The organism is Bacillota bacterium, assembly GCA_013178125.1.
Classification (GTDB): Bacteria; Bacillota; SHA-98; order Ch115; family JABLXJ01; genus JABLXL01.
On record JABLXJ010000007.1, the window covers coordinates 1 to 21405 of the forward strand.

At 55.7% G+C, this 21405-nt stretch carries 19 protein-coding genes; 4 read left to right on the forward strand and 15 right to left on the reverse strand.

Annotated features, from left to right (window positions below; genetic code table 11):
- Positions 1–378: 378 nt before the first annotated feature.
- The 15 genes from HPY71_07570 to HPY71_07640 form a co-directional block, all read right to left on the reverse strand.
- Positions 379–771, reverse strand: coding sequence for an extracellular solute-binding protein (locus HPY71_07570; GenBank protein ID NPV53366.1), 393 nt, complete (start codon positions 769–771; stop codon positions 379–381).
- A complete protein-coding gene (locus HPY71_07575) occupies positions 768–1622 on the reverse strand; it encodes a sugar ABC transporter substrate-binding protein (GenBank protein NPV53367.1) in 855 nt (284 codons plus the stop codon). Before HPY71_07575 ends, HPY71_07570 begins: the two co-directional genes overlap by 4 nt.
- Before the next feature lie 369 nt (positions 1623–1991).
- Positions 1992–2852: an AAC(3) family N-acetyltransferase gene (locus tag HPY71_07580; GenBank protein ID NPV53368.1), complete on the reverse strand. Its 861-nt coding sequence runs from the start codon at positions 2850–2852 to the stop codon at positions 1992–1994.
- Complete coding sequence (locus tag HPY71_07585; GenBank protein NPV53369.1) at positions 2853–4151, reverse strand: amidohydrolase family protein; 1299 nt, start codon at positions 4149–4151, stop codon at positions 2853–2855.
- Positions 4152–4234: 83 nt separating this feature from the next.
- On the reverse strand, positions 4235–4978 hold the full coding sequence (locus HPY71_07590) for a carbohydrate ABC transporter permease (GenBank protein ID NPV53370.1): 744 nt from the start codon (positions 4976–4978) through the stop codon (positions 4235–4237).
- Positions 4979–5116: 138 nt separating this feature from the next.
- Positions 5117–6013: a sugar ABC transporter permease gene (locus HPY71_07595; GenBank protein NPV53371.1), complete on the reverse strand. Its 897-nt coding sequence runs from the start codon at positions 6011–6013 to the stop codon at positions 5117–5119.
- Between the two features lie 401 nt (positions 6014–6414).
- Positions 6415–7689 carry an extracellular solute-binding protein gene (locus HPY71_07600; protein NPV53372.1) on the reverse strand — a complete coding sequence of 425 codons (1275 nt, stop codon included), beginning with the start codon at positions 7687–7689 and terminating at the stop codon, positions 6415–6417.
- A 333-nt stretch (positions 7690–8022) separates the two neighbouring features.
- Positions 8023–9435 (reverse strand): hypothetical protein, encoded by a 1413-nt coding sequence (locus HPY71_07605; protein NPV53373.1) that lies wholly within the window; start codon positions 9433–9435, stop codon positions 8023–8025.
- 270 nt (positions 9436–9705) lie between these two features.
- Entirely contained in the window at positions 9706–10623 is a 918-nt protein-coding gene (locus HPY71_07610) for a hypothetical protein (GenBank protein NPV53374.1), read from the reverse strand.
- 132 nt (positions 10624–10755) lie between these two features.
- Entirely contained in the window at positions 10756–11625 is an 870-nt protein-coding gene (locus HPY71_07615) for a carbohydrate ABC transporter permease (protein ID NPV53375.1), read from the reverse strand.
- Between the two features lie 131 nt (positions 11626–11756).
- Positions 11757–12650: a sugar ABC transporter permease gene (locus HPY71_07620; GenBank protein ID NPV53376.1), complete on the reverse strand. Its 894-nt coding sequence runs from the start codon at positions 12648–12650 to the stop codon at positions 11757–11759.
- Between the two features lie 185 nt (positions 12651–12835).
- Positions 12836–14119, reverse strand: coding sequence for an extracellular solute-binding protein (locus tag HPY71_07625; GenBank protein ID NPV53377.1), 1284 nt, complete (start codon positions 14117–14119; stop codon positions 12836–12838).
- A 153-nt stretch (positions 14120–14272) separates the two neighbouring features.
- Complete coding sequence (locus HPY71_07630; protein NPV53378.1) at positions 14273–15283, reverse strand: hypothetical protein; 1011 nt, start codon at positions 15281–15283, stop codon at positions 14273–14275.
- 148 nt (positions 15284–15431) lie between these two features.
- A complete protein-coding gene (locus tag HPY71_07635) occupies positions 15432–16622 on the reverse strand; it encodes an ROK family transcriptional regulator (GenBank protein ID NPV53379.1) in 1191 nt (396 codons plus the stop codon).
- 302 nt (positions 16623–16924) lie between these two features.
- Complete coding sequence (locus HPY71_07640; protein NPV53380.1) at positions 16925–17974, reverse strand: GAF domain-containing protein; 1050 nt, start codon at positions 17972–17974, stop codon at positions 16925–16927.
- A 379-nt stretch (positions 17975–18353) separates the two neighbouring features.
- Between HPY71_07640 and HPY71_07645 the strand changes: the two genes are divergently transcribed.
- The 4 genes from HPY71_07645 to HPY71_07660 all read left to right on the forward strand — a co-directional run bounded on the left by HPY71_07645 (position 18354) and on the right by HPY71_07660 (position 21281).
- A complete protein-coding gene (locus HPY71_07645; protein NPV53381.1) occupies positions 18354–18590 on the forward strand; it encodes a type II toxin-antitoxin system Phd/YefM family antitoxin in 237 nt (78 codons plus the stop codon).
- Entirely contained in the window at positions 18587–18973 is a 387-nt protein-coding gene (locus HPY71_07650) for a type II toxin-antitoxin system VapC family toxin (GenBank protein NPV53382.1), read from the forward strand. Before HPY71_07645 ends, HPY71_07650 begins: the two co-directional genes overlap by 4 nt.
- Before the next feature lie 320 nt (positions 18974–19293).
- Complete coding sequence (locus HPY71_07655) at positions 19294–20334, forward strand: ABC transporter substrate-binding protein (GenBank protein NPV53383.1); 1041 nt, start codon at positions 19294–19296, stop codon at positions 20332–20334.
- A 113-nt stretch (positions 20335–20447) separates the two neighbouring features.
- On the forward strand, positions 20448–21281 hold the full coding sequence (locus tag HPY71_07660) for an ABC transporter permease (GenBank protein ID NPV53384.1): 834 nt from the start codon (positions 20448–20450) through the stop codon (positions 21279–21281).
- Positions 21282–21405 lie beyond the last annotated feature (124 nt).

Genomic DNA, 21405 nt, shown 5'->3' on the forward strand with positions numbered 1-21405 from the left:
CGTGACGAAAAGCTGGAGTATTGGGTATACGATCACCCCGAATATGAGGAGGGCGCTCGGCAGAAGCCAGATATAGGCCGTCCTGTGCTCATAGACCTCGGCAAATTGCCGTCTCACGGAACCTAACACAGATATTACCCCTTTATCGCTTAAGTCCGATTTTATCGCTTAAGTCCTACAAATTGTGACCGTTATGGCCGCGTTATGGCCGGCTGACTTGGTAGCACCGTCCCGCGCCGCCTGTCCCGGCAAGGTGCCTTTGCTTTGGTTTGATAAGGTGGCAAGGCGGGCCGGAAGTTAAGTTAGGGACCGTCCCCTCCGGCCTGCCGTAGTTTTATATGACTATTTTATTCATGGCTATTCAATCATTTAATGCTCTTATTTAATGCTCTTGATCGCCTCGTCAAGCGCAGTTTTCAGGGGCTTCTGCCCGAGGATGGCCGCCTGCGCAGCATGTATCGCCGCCATATAAGCGTTTGGCCACTGCGGGTCGATCGACGGGAAGAACCTCGCCGTCGGCAGCATGTCTATGAACTGCGCGAGCGTGGGATCCGCCTTCGAAAGCCGCGCCGCGACCTCCTTGGTGCCCGGCAACATGCCTTCGGCGTGGCAGAACTTGTAGTAGTTATCCGGCTCGTATATGAAGGTCAGGAATTTCGCCACTGCTTCAGGATGCTTCGTCTGCTTGAATGCCATTATGTAATCCGCAACGCCCAGGTTGACAGGTGGGTTGCCGGCCTTTACGGGTATCGGCGCGATGCCGTAGTTCAGGTTCGGAGCTGGTCCTTGAGGAGCGTCGGGAAGAACGAGGCCGTGATCATCATGGAAAGCCGCCCAGCTGCGAAGACCTTCTGGAGGTCATCTCTACTGGTCACCGTGGGCTCGGGGTTCGTTATCTTATACTTGCGCACGAGGTCGACCATGAACTGGAGCGCCTCGACGGCCTTGGGACTGTTGTAGGCCCAGTTGCCCTTCGCGTCCTTCCAGTCCGCGCCGCCGCCCCAGAGGAAATACGCCAGGAATGCCTGGCCCTCGAACTCCGACATATCGAGGCCAAATGGGGACACGTTGGGGAGCTTCGCAAGCTTCTGGCCCGCGGCCACGAGCTCATCCCACGTGGCGGGAGGCTTGGCGACGCCAGCCTTCTTGAAGTGATCCTTGTTGTAGAAGAGGGCGCGGATGCTTGCCACCAGGGGCAGCACATACTGTTTACCATCCATCTTGCCCGAGTCATAGAATGATTTGATAAACCCGTCCTTCATCTTCGCAGGCAGCAGGTTATCAAGCGGCAGGAGCAAATCGTCAGCGGCGTAATGCGACCAGAAATCGATATTCAGGAGATCCGGCGCCTGGCGGGTCGCCACCAGCGTGTTCACCTTCTGGTAGATGCTATCCCAGTTGACGACCTCGAGCTCAACCTTGATATCCGGGTTCTGCTTTTCGAATTCCTTTATCACGCCCTGCCAGTAGGGCTCCGTAGCCTCGCTGTAAAGGGCAGCTACAAACTTGATGGTTGCCTTGGGCGCGGCAAAGCCAACACCCTGGAAAACCACCAGGCCGAAGAACATTGTCAGGGCAAGCGCCATGCCAATCAGCTGGTAGATTCGTAGCGTTGTTTTCATCTCTGGTCTCCCTCCCGGATAATTTTAGGACTCGAAATCAATTCTCCGAGCTGACCCTAAGTCAACTCTAGACTCAAGGCAACAACTCCAGACTCTGGGATCCACGATTGTGCTATTCAACGCCCGTCTCTCTCTACGCATCTCCTTATTCCTCTGGATTTCCTCATGCCACCTCCCCTCATGCGCATACGGCTTCTACGGTTCTACGGGTTCCAGGGGCATCGAATCGACCATATATGCCGGATTATATACCTGCCAATCCAGGCAAGTAAAGGAATATGTCATCAAATCTTACATTTATTACATTTACATATAATCATAAATATGGCTGTTTTATAGCTATTACGTATATGCCTGTTTATACCTACCCTATCTACGGTTATCACGCCTATTTACGCCATCGCGCCTGTGGTCGCATGCCTGGCACGTCCCGACGGGGCAAAGCAGGTAGAACGGGTCTCTCCCTAGAATTTCCACCCCAATCCTTATAACTTCTCTCGCCTTTAACAGGTAGGCCCTGGCCTCGCCGATACGGCCCTCAATCATGACTCCCGCCCTTACAAGGTGAGGCGTCAACCTGTCGAAGCTCTCGCTGCAGCCCGGCACCTCAAACAGTGGCACCTCATGCTCCCGGCCGTCCGCTCCGATGACGCGGGCGGCTTCCCTCCATCCCAGGTGTTGCCAGCAGAAAATATCTATATAAGGGACGCGCGCGATCGACTCAATGACGTGAATCAAGGAGTTCCTCGTGTTGCCGCAGCCGATGAGGGCCACATAGCCCCCGGCCTCCGCGAGCCTGTGAAAGGGAGAGCCGGCACCTAGGGCGGCAACGGTCTCATGACCCCTCACCAGCTCCTCCGCATCGCGCCCGATGGCCGCCACCGAGTGCGTCGGGTGGAGGCTCCTGACCGCCCCGCGCTTCTTTCTGAATACTTCGGTAATCAAGCCTGTAAAAGAGGGGGCGGTAACCGGGTCGAACGCCACAGCCCGGGCATTGCCTACAAATGAATAGCTGAAGGTCGGCACCATCACCGTGCCCGACGGCCGGGCAGGGCCTTCGCTCCCTCCAGCCGCGCCGACTACGTTCAGGAAGGCGTCTATGACAGCATCAGGGCCACCTTCTACGTGACCTATGCTTCTCAGGGAACTATGGAATACGACTTTATCCCCTATCCCAAGCCCCATGGCGCGCAGAGATTCCTGAATCTGGTCCCTATCGATTCCGCCCATTTACCCCCTCATCCTATCATCATAAACAATCTCCCCGCCCACGATCGTCATCACGCAGTTGAAATCCTTGTCCAGAATGGCAAAATCCGCTCGCTTGCCAGGCTCGATGAAGCCGCTATCCGCTTCCCCTAGCACCCGGGCCGGATTCCCGCTCACGAGCTGCGCTGCCTCCCAGTCCCGGAGCCCCATCCACTGCATAAAATTCTTCATGGCGAGGGGCAGGGTAAGCCCGCTCCCGACCAGCGCCCCCGTATCCTTGAGCCTGATCCCGTCACCCTTCCTGGTTTTGATCACCCTGCCGTCGGGCATCTCATAGATGCCGTCATCGAGGCCCGCGCCAGGGAGGGCATCGGTGATGAGCACCATGCCCGAAAGGCCCTTTGATCTCAGGGCCAGCTCAAGCATGAGCGGGTCCACATGAATGCCGTCGGCTATGGCCTCAACCGTCACGCCCGGGTTGACCAGCGCCGCCTCATCGATACCGGGGCGCCTCACCCCGGGCTCCTTACGCAGGTTATCGTAGGGACAATTATTAAAAATGTGACAGCAATGGCTAGCGCCAGCCCCCACCGCGGCCGCAACGACCTCCGGCCCCGCCAGGGAGTGACCCATCGAAACTACGATGCCCCGGGACCGCAAATAGCGGATCAGGTCTATAGCGCCCGGGAGTTCCGGGGACAAGGTCATCAGGCGGATGGCCCCGCCTGCCGCGTCCACATATTCCTCGCACTCCTCCAGGTCGGGCTCCCTCACCCGCTCCTCCATCATCCCGCCCCTGGAGAGCTTGTTGATGAACGGCCCCTCCATATGTGCTCCGAGGACCCGGGCCCCTCGGGCCCCTTTCGTTGTTTCCCTTATCGCCCCTGCCTCTCTTGCCGCTCCTACCTCTTCCAGCTCTCTTTGCTCTTCTAGCTCTCTCAAATCTTTTACCTCGCCAAGCCACTCGAGGTATTCCTCTTTGGTCGCCGAGGCCAGCGTCGGTAGAAAACCCGTCACCCCAAACCTGGCGAGAAACCGGGCGAGCTCTGCAATCTGCCCGTGCGCAGCCTGCCAGTAACCCGCGCCGTGGATATGAATGTCGATGAAACCAGGGAAGATGGTATAACCCGATCGCGAAAGGTCGATGCATTCATCGACAGGGCTTACCGCCGGGGCCGGACACCCCGACTCGGGCGGCCAGTGATCGAACTCATTGGACTGGCCGACCCTCTGGATAAAGCCCCCCTTAAATATTATGTAGCCATCTTCCAGCACCCGATCGGGACAAATGATACGGCCCCTCAGGAGGTATTCCTTCACGCCGATACCCCCCTCCCCCTGATGCCTCGCCTTATACCATGCCTACTACATGCTATGCCATACCTCTACACCATGCCTTAGCCTCATCCCTTGACCGCGCCAGCCGTCAGGCCCTTTATGAACTGCTTCGACATAAAGAGATACATAATCAGGGTCGGCAGGGTTGCAAGCGTCAACCCGGCGAAGAGATAATTCCAGTCGGTCTGGTACTGGCCAAAGAAATTCGTCATGCCGAGCGGGACGGTCTTCAGGTGATCAGAGCTTATAAATACCAGCGGTATGAAGAAATCGTTCCAGGTCTGAACGAAATTGAAGATCGCCACCGTGGCGAGGGCGGGCCTCACCAGGGGCAACATGATCTGGTAGTAGATGCGATATTCGTTACACCCATCGATTCGCGCCGCGAACTCCAATTCCTTCGGCAGAGCCTTGAAAAATCCCGTGAGAATGAAGACGGCGAACGGAATAGCGCTGGCCGTATACGTGAGAATCAAGGACGCATATGTATCGAGCAGGTTGAGGTTTTTCATCAGGATAAACAGGGGAATTATGCCGAGCCTTATGGGCAGCATAAGTCCGCTCAGGAAGAAGAGGTAGAGAAAGGTATTACCCGTGAACCTGTAACGCGCCAGAGCAAAGGCCGCGGCGGAAGAAACGGCGAGGACGAGGAACACCGAGACCGCTGTAACCAGCACGCTGTTTTTGAGGTAGGCATTGAAGCTTGCGATGCTCCACACATAGCCATAATTGTCCCATACAAATGAGGATGGCAGGCTAAATGGGTTGGCGAATATCTCCTGCCCCGTTTTGACAGAATTGGAAACCATAATGAAGAGCGGGTAGACTATGGTCAACCCGTATGCGATCAATAAAGCATATAGCGCTATCCTTCCCACTGATCCAACTCTAGACCGATCTACCACTGTGTGCTTCAACTCCCGAAGATTCAACTCAAGGATTCATCACTAATATTGGACCTCATGTTTCTTGGTAATCTGCAGCCATGCATAAGAAACTATGAGGACCATGAGGAACATCACAACAGCCACGGCCGAGCCGAAGCCCAGGTTGCCTGGCGTCCCCCACACTGTGCCGAAAGCGGTCCGATAGAAAAACGTCCCCAGGACGTCCGTGGAGAAGAATGGGCTGCCCAGTATCCCCTCCATGGTGTAGACGATATCAAAGGCATTCATGGTGCCGATGAAGGTCATGATCGTCACCATGGTTATCGAGGGCAGTATCAGCGGCACTGTAATGTGGCGGGCAATGTGCCACTCCGAAGCGCCGTCGATCCTGGCAGCCTCATAGAATTCATCAGGGATGCCCTGAATCGAGGCGAGGAATACAAGCAGCGGGAAGCCGAGCCACTGCCAGGCATTTACGAGTATGATGGTCAACAGGGCCGTGTGAGGGTCGCCGAGCCAGGGCCGTGTAAGGCTGCCCAGGCCAACCACCCTCAATATCTGATTGACCGTCCCCCACATTGGATTTAACATGAGCGTCCAGAGGTAACCGACCACGACAAGAGATAGGGTCACAGGCAGGAAGTAAACGGCCTGAAAGATTGCTGACCCCCTGATGCGCCGGCTCAAGATTATAGCAAGCACCAAACCCACCAGGTTCTGGACGATCATGGTAACTACAAAGAATATGAGGTTATGCTTGAGAGCATTAAAAAACTGCTGGTTGAAAGGCTCTTTCGTAAATAGCTTGACAAAGTTGCCGAGGCCAACATATACCATGGGCCCGAGCCCTTTCCAGTCATAAAGGCTCAACCTGAATGATACCAGAAAAGGATAAACCACAAAGACGGTATAGATTATGAGAGCGGGAATTATGAAAACCGCTATATGCGTCTGAATAGGCCTCTGTCGTTTTGCTTTAGAGTTCATGACCTTGAATCCATCCCCGGTAAGGTATAGTAACGGCATAATTCTATGCCTTATATATCCCTTATAAATCCTTGGTATTTTCCTTATGCCCTCTGCTCTGTTGCCGCCCCACTGCCCGTACCTGGCCCCAGCTCCGACTCCAGCTGCATCTCCGGCTCCATATCCGGCTCCATCTCTATCTCCAGCTCCAGCTGCAATTCCAGATAGCAGGGGATAGCAGGAGCGAGGTTGGATAGACCGTGCGCCGGGGCGCGGCCGCCCCGCGCCCGGCCTACCCATGAGAGAGGGACAAGAAGGTTATGGGATATTCCCGGTTCTTGCCTATTTACCTATTTGCCTGCTCGCCTCGAAGGATTACCTTAGTAGCCTTCTTAATGCTTGAAGGGCTTATACCACTTGGCGATGCCATTCTGTATATCCTCGGCAACCTGCTTCGGCATCCTCTTGCCGGCGAACATCGCCTGGAGCCCGTTCGCGAACAGGACATCACCTGCAGGCTCCTCCCGGTTGAATACAGGGTAGGAGTAAAGGAATGGGACGACACCCTTTGCATCATCGAGGCGCTTGCTGGCCTTGGCGAATATCGGGTGAGTGTACTTCACGCCAAGGATCGGGGTCATGGTCTTGAGCTCGTTCGAGTACATCTGCCCAAACTCCTTGGATGCGAGGAAGTCCATGAATTTAATGACCTCCGCCGGGTGTTTGGTCTTCGCGTTCACGACCGTGCAGTTCGCAGGGGTAGCAAGCCAGTAGGGCCCGTCCTTTGTCTCAGGGAAGCCTATGGCCATGTCAAAATCTAGCCTGGGGTTCATCCTCTCAAAGAACCCGATCTCCCATGAGCCCCCGATGAACATCGCTGCGCGCTCCTGGGTGAACAGCATCTGCATATCCGTATAGCTTATCCCTTCATACCCTGCGGGGAAGAACTGCTTCAGGTCGAGCAGATTCTCGAGAGCCTTGACAAACCTCGGATCGAGGAAGTTTGTCTTCCCCTTGACCGCTGCATCATACCACTCGCGCCCGTGCAGGAACGTCGGGCCGAAGGCCCCCTCAAACATGCACTCCTGGAGCGTCCAGGAATCCTTCGTGCCCTGCGCAAACGGGACCGCGCCTGCGCCCTTGATGGCCTGGGCCGCTTTTATAAGCTCCGGCCAGCTCTGGGGCTCTGCGAGGCCGAACTTCTTGAACGCATTCTTGTTATAGTAGACGCCATACACGTAGGACCCATGGGGGATGCCGTAGACCTTGTCATCGCTCCCCCTGACGCCCTCCAGGTCGCCGGGTCTGAAGTTGGTCTTGATGTCGGGGACCTTTCCATCCAGCGGCATCAGGTAGCCGTTATCCGCATACTCCTGGAGCATGGTGAACTCGCTGGACCAGAAGAGATCCGGGCCCGACCCTCCAAGGATCGCCGTCTTCAGGATATTCCGGTATTCCGTGTTCTTGTAAGCCGTAAACTTCACCGTGATCCCCGGGTTCTCCGCCTCAAAGGCCTTGATGAACTTCTGATAGGCTGGGACATCCTCCGTCCTCAAGCTCCAGAAGTTGAGCTGGACCTTGCCTGCGCCGTAAGCTACCGCCGTTTGCAGCACAAGGAGAAGGCCAAGCAGCAAGACACCTACATAGAGGCTCCTCTTTCCTAGCATGAAATCCTTCCTCCCTTTCCTGATGTGATCTATCAGGTTATACCCCTGATGCCCATCACGGCATGCCTATTTCGTAACACGACCTCATGCCACCCGCGGCGCGCGAGGGAACGGGATCGTGTTACCTGCTTGTAATGTTTGTTTATTAGGATAACTTTCTTAGTTTACATATCCTAATATTCGCCGTTACCGCTGGAAGTCCTCCTTCTTCGCTAAAATTAAGAGTCATATGTCCACTCTTCCTCAAACTGCAAATTACTTCATACCAGTCTTATGTTTGGAAGGCACCCGTTTGGAATACACCCGGACCTCACCCCCGCCGGACCAGATTCTCTAACGCCCAGCCAGGTCCCCCAGGAGCTCGACAGCCGCTTCCGTGATCAGCCTCCCCGCCTCCTCTGCGAGCTGGCTCGTCCGCGCGGTCCTGGGCTCATACCCGCCCTCGCTGAACGCCTTCTCGGTCGGGATATAGCCCTCATACCCGTTAGCGTAGCCAACGACGAAGGTGGGCTTTAACGGGCTTCTCGCCTTGATCTCCAGGCCAAACTCGACGAAAAGCTCGCCCGGCACTGCGACAAACGCCGCATCGCCCACCCTGAATGCCTGGAGCTCGAGGTGGGCGCAGGGATCCTTCTCCCTCAGGGCCGCGAGCTCGAGGATCTCGAGGGCGTATATCTCATCCGGCACGCCGTCCACGAGGGCGAGGAGCTTCGATAGCTCCTGGAACGTCTTACCCCCGGCGACCTTCCTCGCGGCCTCAACCTCCGCGCTGGACAACCTACGCCGTGGGACATCTATAACCTTCGAGGTGCAGGCTAGAGGGGTATGCATGGCCGGCCCGGCCGCCCCGGCCGCAGGTGCTATACTTCCGGTTTGGCCCGATGGAACAGGCCGGGAGGCCTTCCGCGTCCTGGCCAGGGCCTTTATAACCTCCGCCCCGACGATCGTCCCTACCCTTTCAGCCTCCCCAAATCCGCGCCCCTGCTCGGGGTCGTTCACATTGATATGATTAACGTTGCCATCTGCGCCGTTGGTGTACATGGCGACGGCCCCGGTCACCGCCTCAATCAACCTCATGGAGTATCCCGGGTAATCGGCGGATATATCAAAGTTGTCTCCCGCAAGGATGGCCGGGTGAAGGGCATAGTTGAAGAACACGCACAGGGGCTCCCCGCCCGCCCCCCGGACCTCCATTATCGCTATCTCGGGGTCCACCGGGCCTGCAGGCCCCGCGATCCCACGCCGCAGGGATTCATCGCAATCGATGAACTCCCAGTTCATCCTGAGGGTGCCATCCTTCATGCGTATCCTGCGGTTGAATGCCACGCTGGCCTCCTCGCCCACCGCGAACCGGACCTGCGCCTCCCTGAGGCGATTCCGTGCCATCTTCGCGGCGCCCGCGAATTTCCTCTTCAGGACCTCGGTATAGCCCTGATCGACCTCGATCCCGAACAACCCGAGCATGGCGGGCCCCGAGTGGGTGTGAGACGCCGTCACCATGACATTCCCTCTCGGGATCCCCGTCTCTGCCTCGACCATGGCCCTGACCCCATCACAGAAATCCTGCGGGACCCCTACGAGATCCGAGGCGATGATGCCGAGCTCAGTGCCATCGTCAGCCTGAAGCACAAGCGCCCGAACGTAAAGGTCATCGTGGATCCCCTGTGAACCCTTATCCCTTACATTGCCCTCGAGGGCGATGCCGACATATGGTGTTATGACAGCCTTTGCTACCCCGGCTTTCACTTCAATTCCACCTCCTGATCCTGGCATGCTGCCAGGCAACCCGGCAAAACCGCGTCAGTATAGACCGGCCACGACTAAATGTGAGACCGAAGACTGCCGCCACTTTCCCGGGGGGTTGCCGGCGCTTGCGCGACGGGGCCTTTGAAATTTGGCAGGGCCCTCGCGGCAAATTTCAACGGAGACACGCCGCAAGCGCGCCGTCCCCGGAGCGCAGCACCGGCAACCCCCTAGAACATGCTGGCAACCTGGCACAAATTAAGGAACCTGCGCTTAGGACATATGAATCTCAACGTTATCCGCAACACCGCCCAGTATGGTGTAAGTCCCTGGAGCCGTCTGGAGGAGCGACCCGGGGACAAGTGTATTCACAGGACCATGGGCGGCAAGCCTCGCGATGAACCTCTGCCAGCTTACCCCCCCACCTATATAACCGTCAAGCCAGAAGCTCCTGTACTTCGCTCCCATGATCTGGGCCGGCCCGATAGTGTTGGCCTTGGGTGGCACCCACGACCAGTCTCCGCTGAATGAGTGAAGCGCATTCTGCATGATCGTCATAGGATGCAGCTCGACGCAGCGCGGGCCCGCCTTCTTGTAAGACTCGAGATCATCTCCAAACTCAAACCCAAGGTGGGCCTCCCAGAATGCTATATGGCCGCACCAGCCGATCCCGCCATAACATACGTCAGCCCCGCCCATGTCCTCGATCATCTTCCCGTAGGAATTGATCACATCCCTCGTCGGGAAGTGAATCTGCGACATCGGAGGCCTCAGGTCCTCGTCGATCTGCAGGAAGAATTGCTCCATCATTGCCTTCTGGAATGAACCGGGCCAGTCGGCAGGCGCTGTATTCCCATCCTGGTCCGCATATTCGTCCATGTTGAATGTATGGACGTGCTTGCATGATATCCTGAATTTATTTATGAGCTTCGCAGCGATCGCATACTGGGGCATCGGCCCGACAGGGAAGATACCAACAAAACGCCTCCCCGCGTCGGCCGCCTCCTTTATCCGGCCGACTATATCCAGGGCAAATTCCGTGTAGAATTCATTGGGATCCTCAATCACCCTGATCTTGAACTCAGGGTTCGGGTGCTTCGTTATATCCTCCTTCTTTATCGCCCTTGCCCTCTCACAAGCCTCCCTGTCCTGAAATGGAAGAAACTTCGCAAGCTCATACGTGAAACCCATGTCGATTCTCCTTCCTTTCCCTTAATTAGGTTTATTTATAAACCGGCGGCCTCAAACCCCATCCCAGGCCCGCAGCCGCCGTTACAACCCTCGATTGTTAACCCCTTAGCCCCTTAGCCGCATTCTCAGTTGCTAGCCTTTGACCGCGCCCGATGTAAGCCCGCTCACGATATACTTCTGGAATAAAAGGGCAATCAGGACGGGAGGTATAGCGGCCAGGACCCCGCCCGTTGCCATCATCCCGTAATCGATCGAGTGCCTCCCGCTGAACTCGGCGATCGCGACAGGTATCGTCTTCGCCGCTGGGGATGATGTGAAAATCAAGGCCATGAAAAACTCCTCCCAGGACATGAGGAAGCAGAATAGGCTGGTCGCCACAAGGCCCGGCACCGAGAGCGGCAGCACGACCCTGAAAAGAGCCGATACCCGCGTACACCCGTCGATCATGGCCGCCTCCTCCAGGTCCTTTGGGATCGTGAGGAAATAGCCCCTCATGATCCAGATTACAAACGGTGTAAGGAATGCCGAATAGAGCAGCACAAGCACTATATGGGTATCCAGCAGGCCGAGCCTGCCCATAATCTCATAGAGTGGGATAACTACGGCGATCGGGGGAAGCATGTATATAAACAGGATCATGAAGAGAAGCTGGGTCTTCCCCCTGATCGGCAGTCGCGCAAAGGCATAAGACGACAGGGTGCCAATTGAGATACACAGCGCTGTGACGAAAAGCGCCACGATGATGCTGTTGACCATGGATCGTTTGAATGTGACCTCGGCCTCCCCGCCCTCGGAGGCAGCCCTAATTATCCGGGCATACCGTTCGAAGGTCGGGTGGTGAGGGATCCAGTGCACAGGAACGGATAGGAGCTCGCTCTGGGTCGATATACTCGATATGAAAAGCCAGACCGGCGGCGCGAGGATACCGGCAGCCACCACGATAGCGGCAACATATATAAAGACTCTCGACAGCGCCTTCCGCCTGGCGCGCGATACGGCCATCGGCATGATCGAGGTTCTCCTTTCAGGGCTAAGGCCAATCCAACATCAATGTTCGATGCCCTTAGACCAGTACTCCATACCAGTATTCAATGCCCGGTCGTCGCCAGCATCCGGGCCGTCAGTATTCAATGTCAGTATTCAATATCCGAGCGCATAACCCTCGTATAGAGCAGGGCGATCAATCCTATGAAAAGCGTTATGACGTACGACAGGGCAGCGCCCTGGCCGAAGTTGAGGAACCTGAATGCCCGGATATATGTGAAATAGCTCAAGACCATCGTCCCGTTCGCCGGTCCGCCCCTCGTCATGACGAAAATCAGGTCAAACACCTTGAACGCGTCGAGGGTCCTCAACACGAGTATGATCAATATGGTTGGCTGGAGGAGAGGCAACGTAATATGCCGGAATTTTCGCCAAGCGCTCGCCCCATCAACCGTTGCCGCCTCATAAAGCTGGTGCGGTATCGTCTGCAGCGCAGCAAGAAGGAGGAGGACAACCAGGGGCGTAACCTTCCAGACCTCCGCCACGATCGCCATGTTCATGGCCATGAATGGCTCGCTCAGCCATGCACGGTAGGAGCTTATCAGGCCCAGCTGATAAAGCAGGCTGTTGAGCGCCCCGTAGCTCGAGTTGAGGATCCACTTCCACATGATACCGTTGACTGTGACGGGCAGGGCCCAGGGCACGAGGATCAGGCTCCTCAGCACACCCCTGCCGGCAAACTTCTCATTGAGAAGCAAGGATACAGCCACGCCTAGCACAACCTCCAGCGAGATGGAAACCACGGTGAAATAGACCGTCTTCCAAAAAGACGACCAGAAGGCAGCATCGCGAAGTATATCAATATAATTGCGGAGGCCAACGAAGGGCGTGCCTATAAATGGGTTCGTCAGCTCTTTCGTGAAAAAACTCAAATGTAATGAGCTGAATATCGGGTAAATGATTAATGGAAAAATCACAAGTATGCTCGGCAGGATCAGCCAGAAAGCCAGCTTCGATACTGATAGAAAAGATCTGGATCGCATCTTCTCCCCCCCTCTCACAGCTATGGGGCCAAGGCTATAGCGCTCCCACTACACTTTTCCAGGACTTACGGTGTTGCGCGCCGTCCCCGGAGCGCAACACCGTAAGTCCTGGAACGTGCTGGTAAACTAGCACAAATCAAGGAAACTTCACTTAGTAGGTAACAACATTAGCATCCGTAACAGCCCTATTTCTTGGGCTTATACTTAGCCTTGACTTCCTTCACCCTGGCTACCGCGTCGTCAAGGGCCTTCTGCGGGGTCTTAGCCCCGGTCAGGGCGTACTGGACTTCCTCCTGGACGATCTGCGACAGCTGCGGATACCATGCTACCTGCGGTCTGTTTACAATATACCTTATCTGCTGCCTCGCTGCCCGCACGAGCTCCGGCTGGGGCTTTACAACCTCCGGGTCATCATAGAGCGACTTCCAGATGGGGAGCGCCAGCGCAGAGTACTTCTTCTGAACAGGCTTGGATGCCAGGTAAGTTACGTATTTCCACGCCTCATCAGGGTGCTTGCAGGTCTTCATGATCGAAAGCCCCATGCCACCGTTGATCGACGCGCTCTTGCGACCATCCGGCATCCCGGGCAGGACCGTGATCCTGGCGTGCCCGGCCACCTTGGACTCCTTAGGGTCATTCGCAAGGTTATACATGTATGCCCAGTTGGTTCCAAAAGCGGCCTCACCCTGGGAGAAGGTGTTTCGCACCTCATCATATGCCGACTCGAGCGTGGCCGGGTGGAAGATCCCAGCCTTCAGGTTGCTGACCATAAACTCCAGCGCCTTCAGGCCAACCCCTTTATTGAAAATCGGGTTATCATCCTTATCCAGCATGTCGCCGCCAAAGGCCGACACGAACTTGAGGTATTCGATCGGGGTCGATTCGTTCTGGCTCCACGCCTCAATATATGGATACTTGACAATGCCATTGGACTTGAGCTTCTTACCGACTTCCACGACATCTGCCCAGGTGGCCGGGGCATCCTTGTAGCCTGCGCGCTTCAGCATGTCATCATTGTAATACATGTAAAGCCAGTCGTTGAGCCAGGGCATGCCGTAAAGGCGCCCCTTGTACTCCACCGCGCTCAACACCTCGGGAAAGATGTCGGCGCGCTCCTGAGGCGTGAGCCTATCGGTCACATCCAGGAGCCAGCCGGCGGAGACGAAAGCTGCCGGCCATATGCAGTCGACCAGGATTACATCGTAGGAGCCCCTGCCGCTTGCCGCGGATACCACGATCTTATCATAGAGCTCCTCATACGCGACGAAGGTCAGCCCGACCTCTATGTCTGGGTTCTTCTTTTCGAATTCAGCCGTCATGCTCCTGATATCATCTTCGCTGTACCCGGCCTGCTTCATGAAAAGGGCATTGATCCTGACCTTGGCCGCAGCGGCGCCGGCCAGGAGGCCGATACACAGGGATAATGCAAGCATGACCACCAGGACCTTGCTAAACCTCTTCACCTTCATCACCCTTACACCTCGCCATCATAATATTTCATCATAATATCTTGATGTCTCGATAATATCTCGCCACATGGCTACTTTGCGCTCCACCCAACTTACCACCCAACTACTCGACTTACCCATATTACTAGCACTCGCCCCCCTGCAGCACCCCCCTTATGCCAGCCTCCGCCCCGTGGCCGCCACCATTGCCCGCACGTTCTGAACAGGCGTATCCCTCGGCACCTCACACCCCGGGCTAAAAATATAACCCCTGGCATCTCCCACGGCGCTGATGCACTTCCTCACCGCACCAGCCACCTCTTCCTCTGTCCCGTTGAGCAGGAGAACCGGCGCCAGGTTGCCCTTTATGCAGACCCTGTCGCCTATCGCGGCCTTCGCCACGGCCAGGTCCACGTGGGAATCGAGATTTACTATATCAGCCCCCGTTCGGGGCAGGAGGTCGAGTAGACGATTGCTATCGCCGCAGATATGATATTTCACCCGCACGCCGCGTTCTTTCAATTTCTTGATGACGGCCGCGGCATAGGGAAGCGAGAATTCCAGGTAGTGGTCGCGGGAGATGAGGCTCGCCACGGCGTCCCCGACCCCGATGACATCGGCGCCTGCTTCCACCTGGGCGAGACCAAATTGCGTGGAAAGCTCAGCACAAAATTCGATCACCTTCCGGGCATGGTCGGGCTCCATCACGATCTTCATCATGAAGTCATTGACCCCGCTTAAAATGGCAGCCAGCTGGAATGGTGCCTCAACCCACCCAAAAACCGCAAGCTCTCCACCGGCGCGTTCCTTCAAGAGCCTGATCGTGTCTATCTGGTCTCTCATCCGGTTTTGGCCCCGAAGATCAGGCATGCTCAGGCGCGCAAGGTCGGCATCACATGTGATGAGAGGCGCCACAGGGGACGGCACATCATCCTCGGGGTAGAGGACCTCCGCACCCAGGGTTTCTGCCTCCCGGGCCGCGTCGCACGTGGGGTGGACGGCATCGAAACCCAAATCCCGGGCCATGGCGATCTGAGCGTCGACCATGACCTTGGGGCTACGGCAATAATCCTTGTAGGACACATGAGCATACCTGGCGGCAAAGGTCATGGCCAGGGGAAAAACAGGAATGTGGTCCACAGGTTTTCGATCGATCGCCGACATAATCCGTTCATAGCCCGTCATAGTAGTCCCTTACCTCCGTCATTCCTCTCTCCACAGCCCAATTAACAACCTAATTACTAGATAGACGTCCATGCCGCCTTCAGCGGCACCAGCAGGGAATGAAAATGGCCTTAGCTGGGGTAATGTCTATTTTCTAGGTAGATAGTTGCTAGATAGACAGCAAACCCTGCTTCGCCGTCCTGCACGCAATCGATGCCGCGCCTATGAGGCCGGTATCCGCACCCATCTTCGAGAGCAGGATCTGTGGCCGGATCGGGGATATACGCTGCAACCTCTCTTTGACGGGTTGAAGCAGCACATCACCGGCATTTGCTATGCCGCCCCCGATCACCACCGCCTGTGGGCTCAACACGACAGAAATATTGATAATTCCGGCCGCAAGGTGATCCGCAACCTCCTCGACCAACCCTCGAGCTATCTCATCCCCGGCTCGGGCAAGTTCAAATACCTCCTCAACCGTTGCGGGCGCAGTCTCTCCTCCACCGGCCCGCGTCCCCCAGAGCTCAGCCGCCCTCTTCAAGATACCATGAGCGGCCGTGAAGGTCTCGAGACACCCAAACCCCTCCGAGCTTTCACGCTTCATCCAGCTCAGATTGGTGATAGTATAACCAACCTCGCCAGCGGCGTAGGAATAACCCCTGTAGAGTTCACCGTTTATTATCACCCCACCGCCGACGCCTGTGCCAATAGCGATAAAGACGAAGTCGCTCATATCCTGGCCGGCGCCCCAATGCTTCTCGGCGAGCGCCGCCGCGTTAACATCATTTTCGACCACGACGGGTATCGCAAGCTCTTCGTAAAGCAGCCTCCTGAATGGTATGCTTACCCAGCCCATCTGGGGTGAGAGGGATACCTCACCCGTCTCAGGATGAACGACGCCAGGCACCGCGACGCCAACTGCCAGCACCTTCTCCTGTGGAATACCTGACTCGGCCATAAGGCCACGTACGGCCCTCGCGATGCCGGGCACGACCTCTGCACCGAAACCCAGTTCCTTTGTGGGGATCTTGCGTGTGTGCTGGAACCTGCCGCCAAGATCCGATATACCCATCTTGATATTCGTCCCGCCAGCATCGACCCCAACCACAAGCCCGGCCTCGGGGTTGAATTCGATCATGATGGGCTTCCTCCCGCCTGTGGATTGCCCCATGCCAACCTCTCTGACGAGCCCTTTGGAGATAAGATGGTCGATTATCGAATATATAGTCGGTTCGCTTATCTGCGTTATCCTGGATAGCTCAGCGCGCGATACCGGCCCCTGCCTCTCGATTACCTGGAGGACCAGATATCTATTGTTATCCCTTATGGTCGCGGGAGTCCCCGGCTCTAACTTGACCATGATCCATCAGCACCCAACCTTCATTACAGAACCTAAGCCTAGCACGCATAGATTTCCGCCCTTTTATTTCCACCCCTTTTAGGACCCACCACATCAGGAGGTCTTGATCAGGAGGTCTTGCGCACCAGCTCAGTTACTTACCTAACTTAGTTAAGTTTCTAAGAATCATAATTCGCTTTCGCGTTGTTTTCTCCTCCTGCAACGGTCAGGAAGTTGTCAATATTTTTGCTAGCATTTTAAGGAAATCTGGGCTGGATAACCAAGAAATGGGCGACCAAGATCAAGACCGGGGGCAGTATCCACTACCGTGTCCCCCAGCTATCCCAGTCACGCCAGGATGAGACATCGGCCATCAGGCGCTCGTAGCTATCCTTCATCTGCTTGTGCATATGTGCATTCTCAATGGCCAGGGCCCCGAGGTTTGCGAGGGCAGCGAGAAACTCGATTTCATCCTGGGAGAATTCATAAGGGACTCCCGTGTATACCCTGAGGACGCCCAGGACCTTCTCGCGGGCCATCAGAGGGACGCACAGCACCGAGCGAATCCCCTCGCGCTCGGCCTCCTGCCGGTACTGGAATTTCGGATCCAGCGTGGCATCGTGTATCGTAACCGGCTTTTTTTCGAGCACTACCTCGTAATCTAGAACGCTCTTGTGGACCTCAACGGGGCCCTTGGCGATATACTCATCTGTCAGGCCGTACGCCGCGCTTATAGTGAGCCTCTCACCGAACCGGTCGAGGAGCCTCAATGATGCCGCCTTCACTCCCATCGCCCTCGCCGCGCCCTCTACGAGTAGATTCAAAACCTCGGATAGCTCGGAGGTCAATCCAATCTGCCTCGCTATCTCCGAGAGGACCTGCATGCGGCGATAGAGCCGGGCGTTGCGGACGGCAACAGCGGCCTGGCTCGCAAAAATACCCAGGGTCTCGACCTCGCTGTCCGTGAACTGCCTTACTTCCCCAGTATAGGCACGCAAAACCCCAATAGGCCTATTCTCGAGCATGATGGGCACGCACAGTATAGAGCGTATGCCTTCCTTCTTCACATCTCCAGGATACTGGATCCTCGGGTCCTGTGTGGCATCTTCTACATATACGAGCCTGCCGGAGAGGGCCTCCCGATCGAGAATGCTCTTCTCCGGCTTGACGGGGCCCTTGGAGATATAGACCTCACTGAGGCCATAGGCTGCCGATATATGGAGCGTTTCGTGCCGCGGGTCGAGGAGCCTTATGGAGCTCGCCTTGAGCCTGAGCCTCTCCACGGCGCTTCGCACGATAATATCGAGGGCATCCTCCAGCCTCAAAGCCGAATTTATACACTGACATACCTCGCACAGAGATTCCTCCCCCAATATAATCCAATCCCCCTTCCCCGAACTAGCAGAATAGAACCTCGCGTGTTGCACCGTTTAATATGGGCATACCCCTTGACTTGAAGTTATTCGCCGTAGACCGCAAGTTTCCTCTAAGTAAGTATTCAAGAGACTGTTGATATTCCCCAGCAGTTGCCAATCTGACCATGCACGGTGGCCACTTTCCGGGATTTCACCGCACCATATTGGCATAGAATGGGAGAAATCAACGATCTCATTCAAAGCTTACCGCCACTTTTCTAGCCATCCATTGATAATCGCAATGCGTGAAAGGCCATTTTCAGTCCTAACCCTGATTTTCAGTTGTTGACTTAGCTAATAACTTAGTTTATATTGATCATGTCGGAGGTGAATCTAGATGCCTATCCGCGTGAATGTTCATGAAGCGAAGACTCAGCTTTCAATGCTTCTAGCTCGCGTGAAAAACGGTGAAGAGATCATCATTGCCAAAGCTGGCAAGCCTATTGCCCGACTGACCCCAGTGATGGAGCCACCGGCCCGGCGCGTCCCGGGGAAAGCTAAGGGGATGGTCACTCTCTCCCCCGATTTCGATGAACCGCTCCCTGAATCCATCCTAGAGGCATTTGAAAAGTGAAAGCGTTATTGGATACACATACCTTCTTGTGGTGGATCACAGATGATCCCCGCCTGTCGCTCCACGCCCGTAAAGTAATCTCAGACGGGGAGAATGAGCTATTCTTCAGCGCCGCCAGCGGTTGGGAGATAGCAATCAAAGCTCGGCTCGGTAAATTGCATCTAACAGACGAGCTAGAGTCTTTTATCCCTGCCCAGCTGTCCGCCAATGCCATTAGCATCTTACCTGTTTACCTGAGTCATACCCTGCATGTCTACAGTCTTCCATATCACCACAGGGATCCTTTTGATCGGCTTCTCGTCGCCCAGGCCCAGGTAGAAAACCTGCCCATCCTGACCGCTGACCCGCAAATCAGCCTGTATACGGTGGAAGTCATCTGGTGATACCCCATCTTTCCGGCGAATCTTCAAGTTTGCGCCCGATATTCGACCATAAGTTTAAGTCTAAAGACGATGAAGAGAGCCCCGGGGAACCGGGGCCTTTTCTTTTGTCATTTTCTATTATACGGCCATATAGCATGGGATGAGAAAACCCAAGTCAAAAAGCCTTCATGATTCATATAATAGTGTGTCGTATGAATGGCGGAAGCCTGTGCATGCCGCCCTGGACAAATGAGGAAAATTCAAACGAGGAGAATTAAAGAAAGGAGAGTGTCAGTCAATTGAATAGGTTGTCGGCAAAAACCCTGAGGCGATTCATCGCGATGAGCTTGACGGTGAGCTTGATCTTAACGCTATCGCTCGCGTTTCTTGGCGCTGGGTCCACTTTGGGGGCAGACCGGACGAGCAAGAAGCTTGCCCCACTCTCGCCGCCGGTAACGGTTAAGGTGGGAATGAAACGGGCTCCATCCGATGCCGGCCTCCTCATCGGCATCTATAAGGGGTACTATGAGGAGCTTGGGATCAAGATCGAAGAAATCCAGTTCAATTCGGGACAGGAGATGATCAACCTCCTCGCGTCAGGCCAGCTCGATGTCGGCTGCACAGTCACAGCGGCCGGCCTCTTCAACGCAATGCTCCGCGATATCCCCATCAAGATCGTCGCCGACAAGGGCACGAATATCCCGGGCATGGGATATTACCGGCTCGTCATCCGCAAAGACCTGGTCGGGGTGATAAAAGACTTCAAGGACCTCAAGGGGCGAAAGGCTGCTATAGTCGGCACGGCGTCTCTCGACGAAATCGCCCTCGACCGGTGCCTGGCCGCAGGCGGCATGTCCACGAAGGACGTAGACCTCCAGGTTATAAGGGCCTTCCCTGATATGCTGGTTGCGCTCGGCAATGGGAGCATCGATGCCGCCATGCTCATCGAGCCTTTTGTGGCCCAGGGGGTTCAAAAGGGGATCATCGACCGGTGGAAAGACCCATCGGAATATGATCCCCACGCCCAGACCGCGCTCCTGGTATATGGTCTTAGCATGATAAAGCGGCCTGAGGTAGCAAACCGCTTCATGGTAGCCTATATCAAGGCTCTGCGCGACTACAATGATGCCTTTATCAAGAATAAGGGAAGGGATGAGATAATCCAGATCCTGGCCAAAACCTCCACTGTAAGGGATCCCGAAGTATATGAGAGGATGTACCCGGCTGGCCTGAACCCTAATGGCTATGTGAGGATGAAAGGGGTAGAAATGGACATCGACTGGTATATCGCAAGGGGGCTCCTCAAGGGGAAACTCAAGGTGGAAGATGTTGTGGACAATCAGTATGTGGACTTCGCCTTGAGGGTACTGGGCAAATACTAAACGGCATAAACGGCAAGGACTAGACGGCAAAGAGGTCACCACCCTTCCGGCGTGGTGTGGAGGCGCACCTACCCGCTGGACATATATGCCGGGTGACGAGGGGGCGATAGCACATGAGCATCAATACTGAAACAGCCAAGGTCGCAAGGACCGCCAAAACCTCCGAAACGGACACAAGGCATGGGAGCTTGAGGAGCGCCGGCCTTTCACTACTCTCCTTCCTTTCGCCGCTCCTGCTTCTCGCGTTATGGGAGGCGCTCTCCAGGGCGGGGATCATCGACATACGGCTCTTCTCCGCCCCCTCCCTCATATTCAAATCACTCGTCCCGCTGCTTACATCGGGGGAGCTCCTCCTTCACACCCTCGTAAGCGTCCAGCGCATCATCATAGGCTTCCTCATCGGCGGGGGGGCCGGGGTGATCCTCGGCCTTTCAATGGGGCTCTTCCCGCCTGTGCGGGCGGCGCTTGAGCCGATGGTCGCGGCGACATTCCCCATACCGAAACTCGCCATAATGCCCCTCATACTCCTCGTCTTTGGCCTCGGCGAGACATCAAAGGTGGTCACTATAGCAGTCGGCGTCTTCTATCTCGTCCTCATCAACACCATGGCCGGCGTCCTGAATATCGAGCCGATCTATCTCGATGTCGCAAAGAGCTTCGGCGCCTCGCGTAGGGATTTTTATCTTACAGTAGCGCTCCCCGGGGCATTGCCCATGATCTTTGCCGGATTTAAGCTGGGTATGGGGACGGCCCTCCTGCTCATAGTGGCGGCAGAGCTATCTGCGGCGCGCGCCGGGGTCGGCTACATGATATGGCGGGCATACGACATGTTTGATATAGAGCGGATGTTCGTGGGGCTGCTCGATATGTCGGCGCTTGGATATATATTCTCCAACGCCCTGGATTGGCTTGAAAGGTTTGCCATCCCCTGGAAGGATTATAAATAGGGGCCGAGGAGGGTTTCATAAGCCATGGCGATTCAAAATCCGACAATCTGGAACCCACCAGAGACAACCCAAAACACGGCGGATCCAAGCCAGGACCCAACACATGAAAGCCGGTATCCGTTTG

Bases quoted from the DNA above. Each gene is read 5' to 3' on its own strand.
- HPY71_07630 (NPV53378.1), bottom strand. From the start codon at position 15,283: ATGACGGGCTATGAACGGATTATGTCGGCGATCGATCGAAAACCTGTG.
- HPY71_07590 (NPV53370.1), bottom strand. From the start codon at position 4,978: ATGGTTTCCAATTCTGTCAAAACGGGGCAGGAGATATTCGCCAACCCA.
- HPY71_07660 (NPV53384.1), top strand. From the start codon at position 20,448: ATGAGCATCAATACTGAAACAGCCAAGGTCGCAAGGACCGCCAAAACC.
- HPY71_07625 (NPV53377.1), bottom strand. From the start codon at position 14,119: ATGAAGGTGAAGAGGTTTAGCAAGGTCCTGGTGGTCATGCTTGCATTA.
- HPY71_07575 (NPV53367.1), bottom strand. From the start codon at position 1,622: ATGAAAACAACGCTACGAATCTACCAGCTGATTGGCATGGCGCTTGCC.
- HPY71_07645 (NPV53381.1), top strand. From the start codon at position 18,354: ATGCCTATCCGCGTGAATGTTCATGAAGCGAAGACTCAGCTTTCAATG.
- HPY71_07615 (NPV53375.1), bottom strand. From the start codon at position 11,625: ATGGCCGTATCGCGCGCCAGGCGGAAGGCGCTGTCGAGAGTCTTTATA.
- HPY71_07620 (NPV53376.1), bottom strand. From the start codon at position 12,650: ATGCGATCCAGATCTTTTCTATCAGTATCGAAGCTGGCTTTCTGGCTG.
- HPY71_07610 (NPV53374.1), bottom strand. From the start codon at position 10,623: ATGGGTTTCACGTATGAGCTTGCGAAGTTTCTTCCATTTCAGGACAGG.
- HPY71_07635 (NPV53379.1), bottom strand. From the start codon at position 16,622: ATGGTCAAGTTAGAGCCGGGGACTCCCGCGACCATAAGGGATAACAAT.
- HPY71_07580 (NPV53368.1), bottom strand. From the start codon at position 2,852: ATGGGCGGAATCGATAGGGACCAGATTCAGGAATCTCTGCGCGCCATG.
- HPY71_07655 (NPV53383.1), top strand. From the start codon at position 19,294: ATGAGCTTGACGGTGAGCTTGATCTTAACGCTATCGCTCGCGTTTCTT.
- HPY71_07600 (NPV53372.1), bottom strand. From the start codon at position 7,689: ATGCTAGGAAAGAGGAGCCTCTATGTAGGTGTCTTGCTGCTTGGCCTT.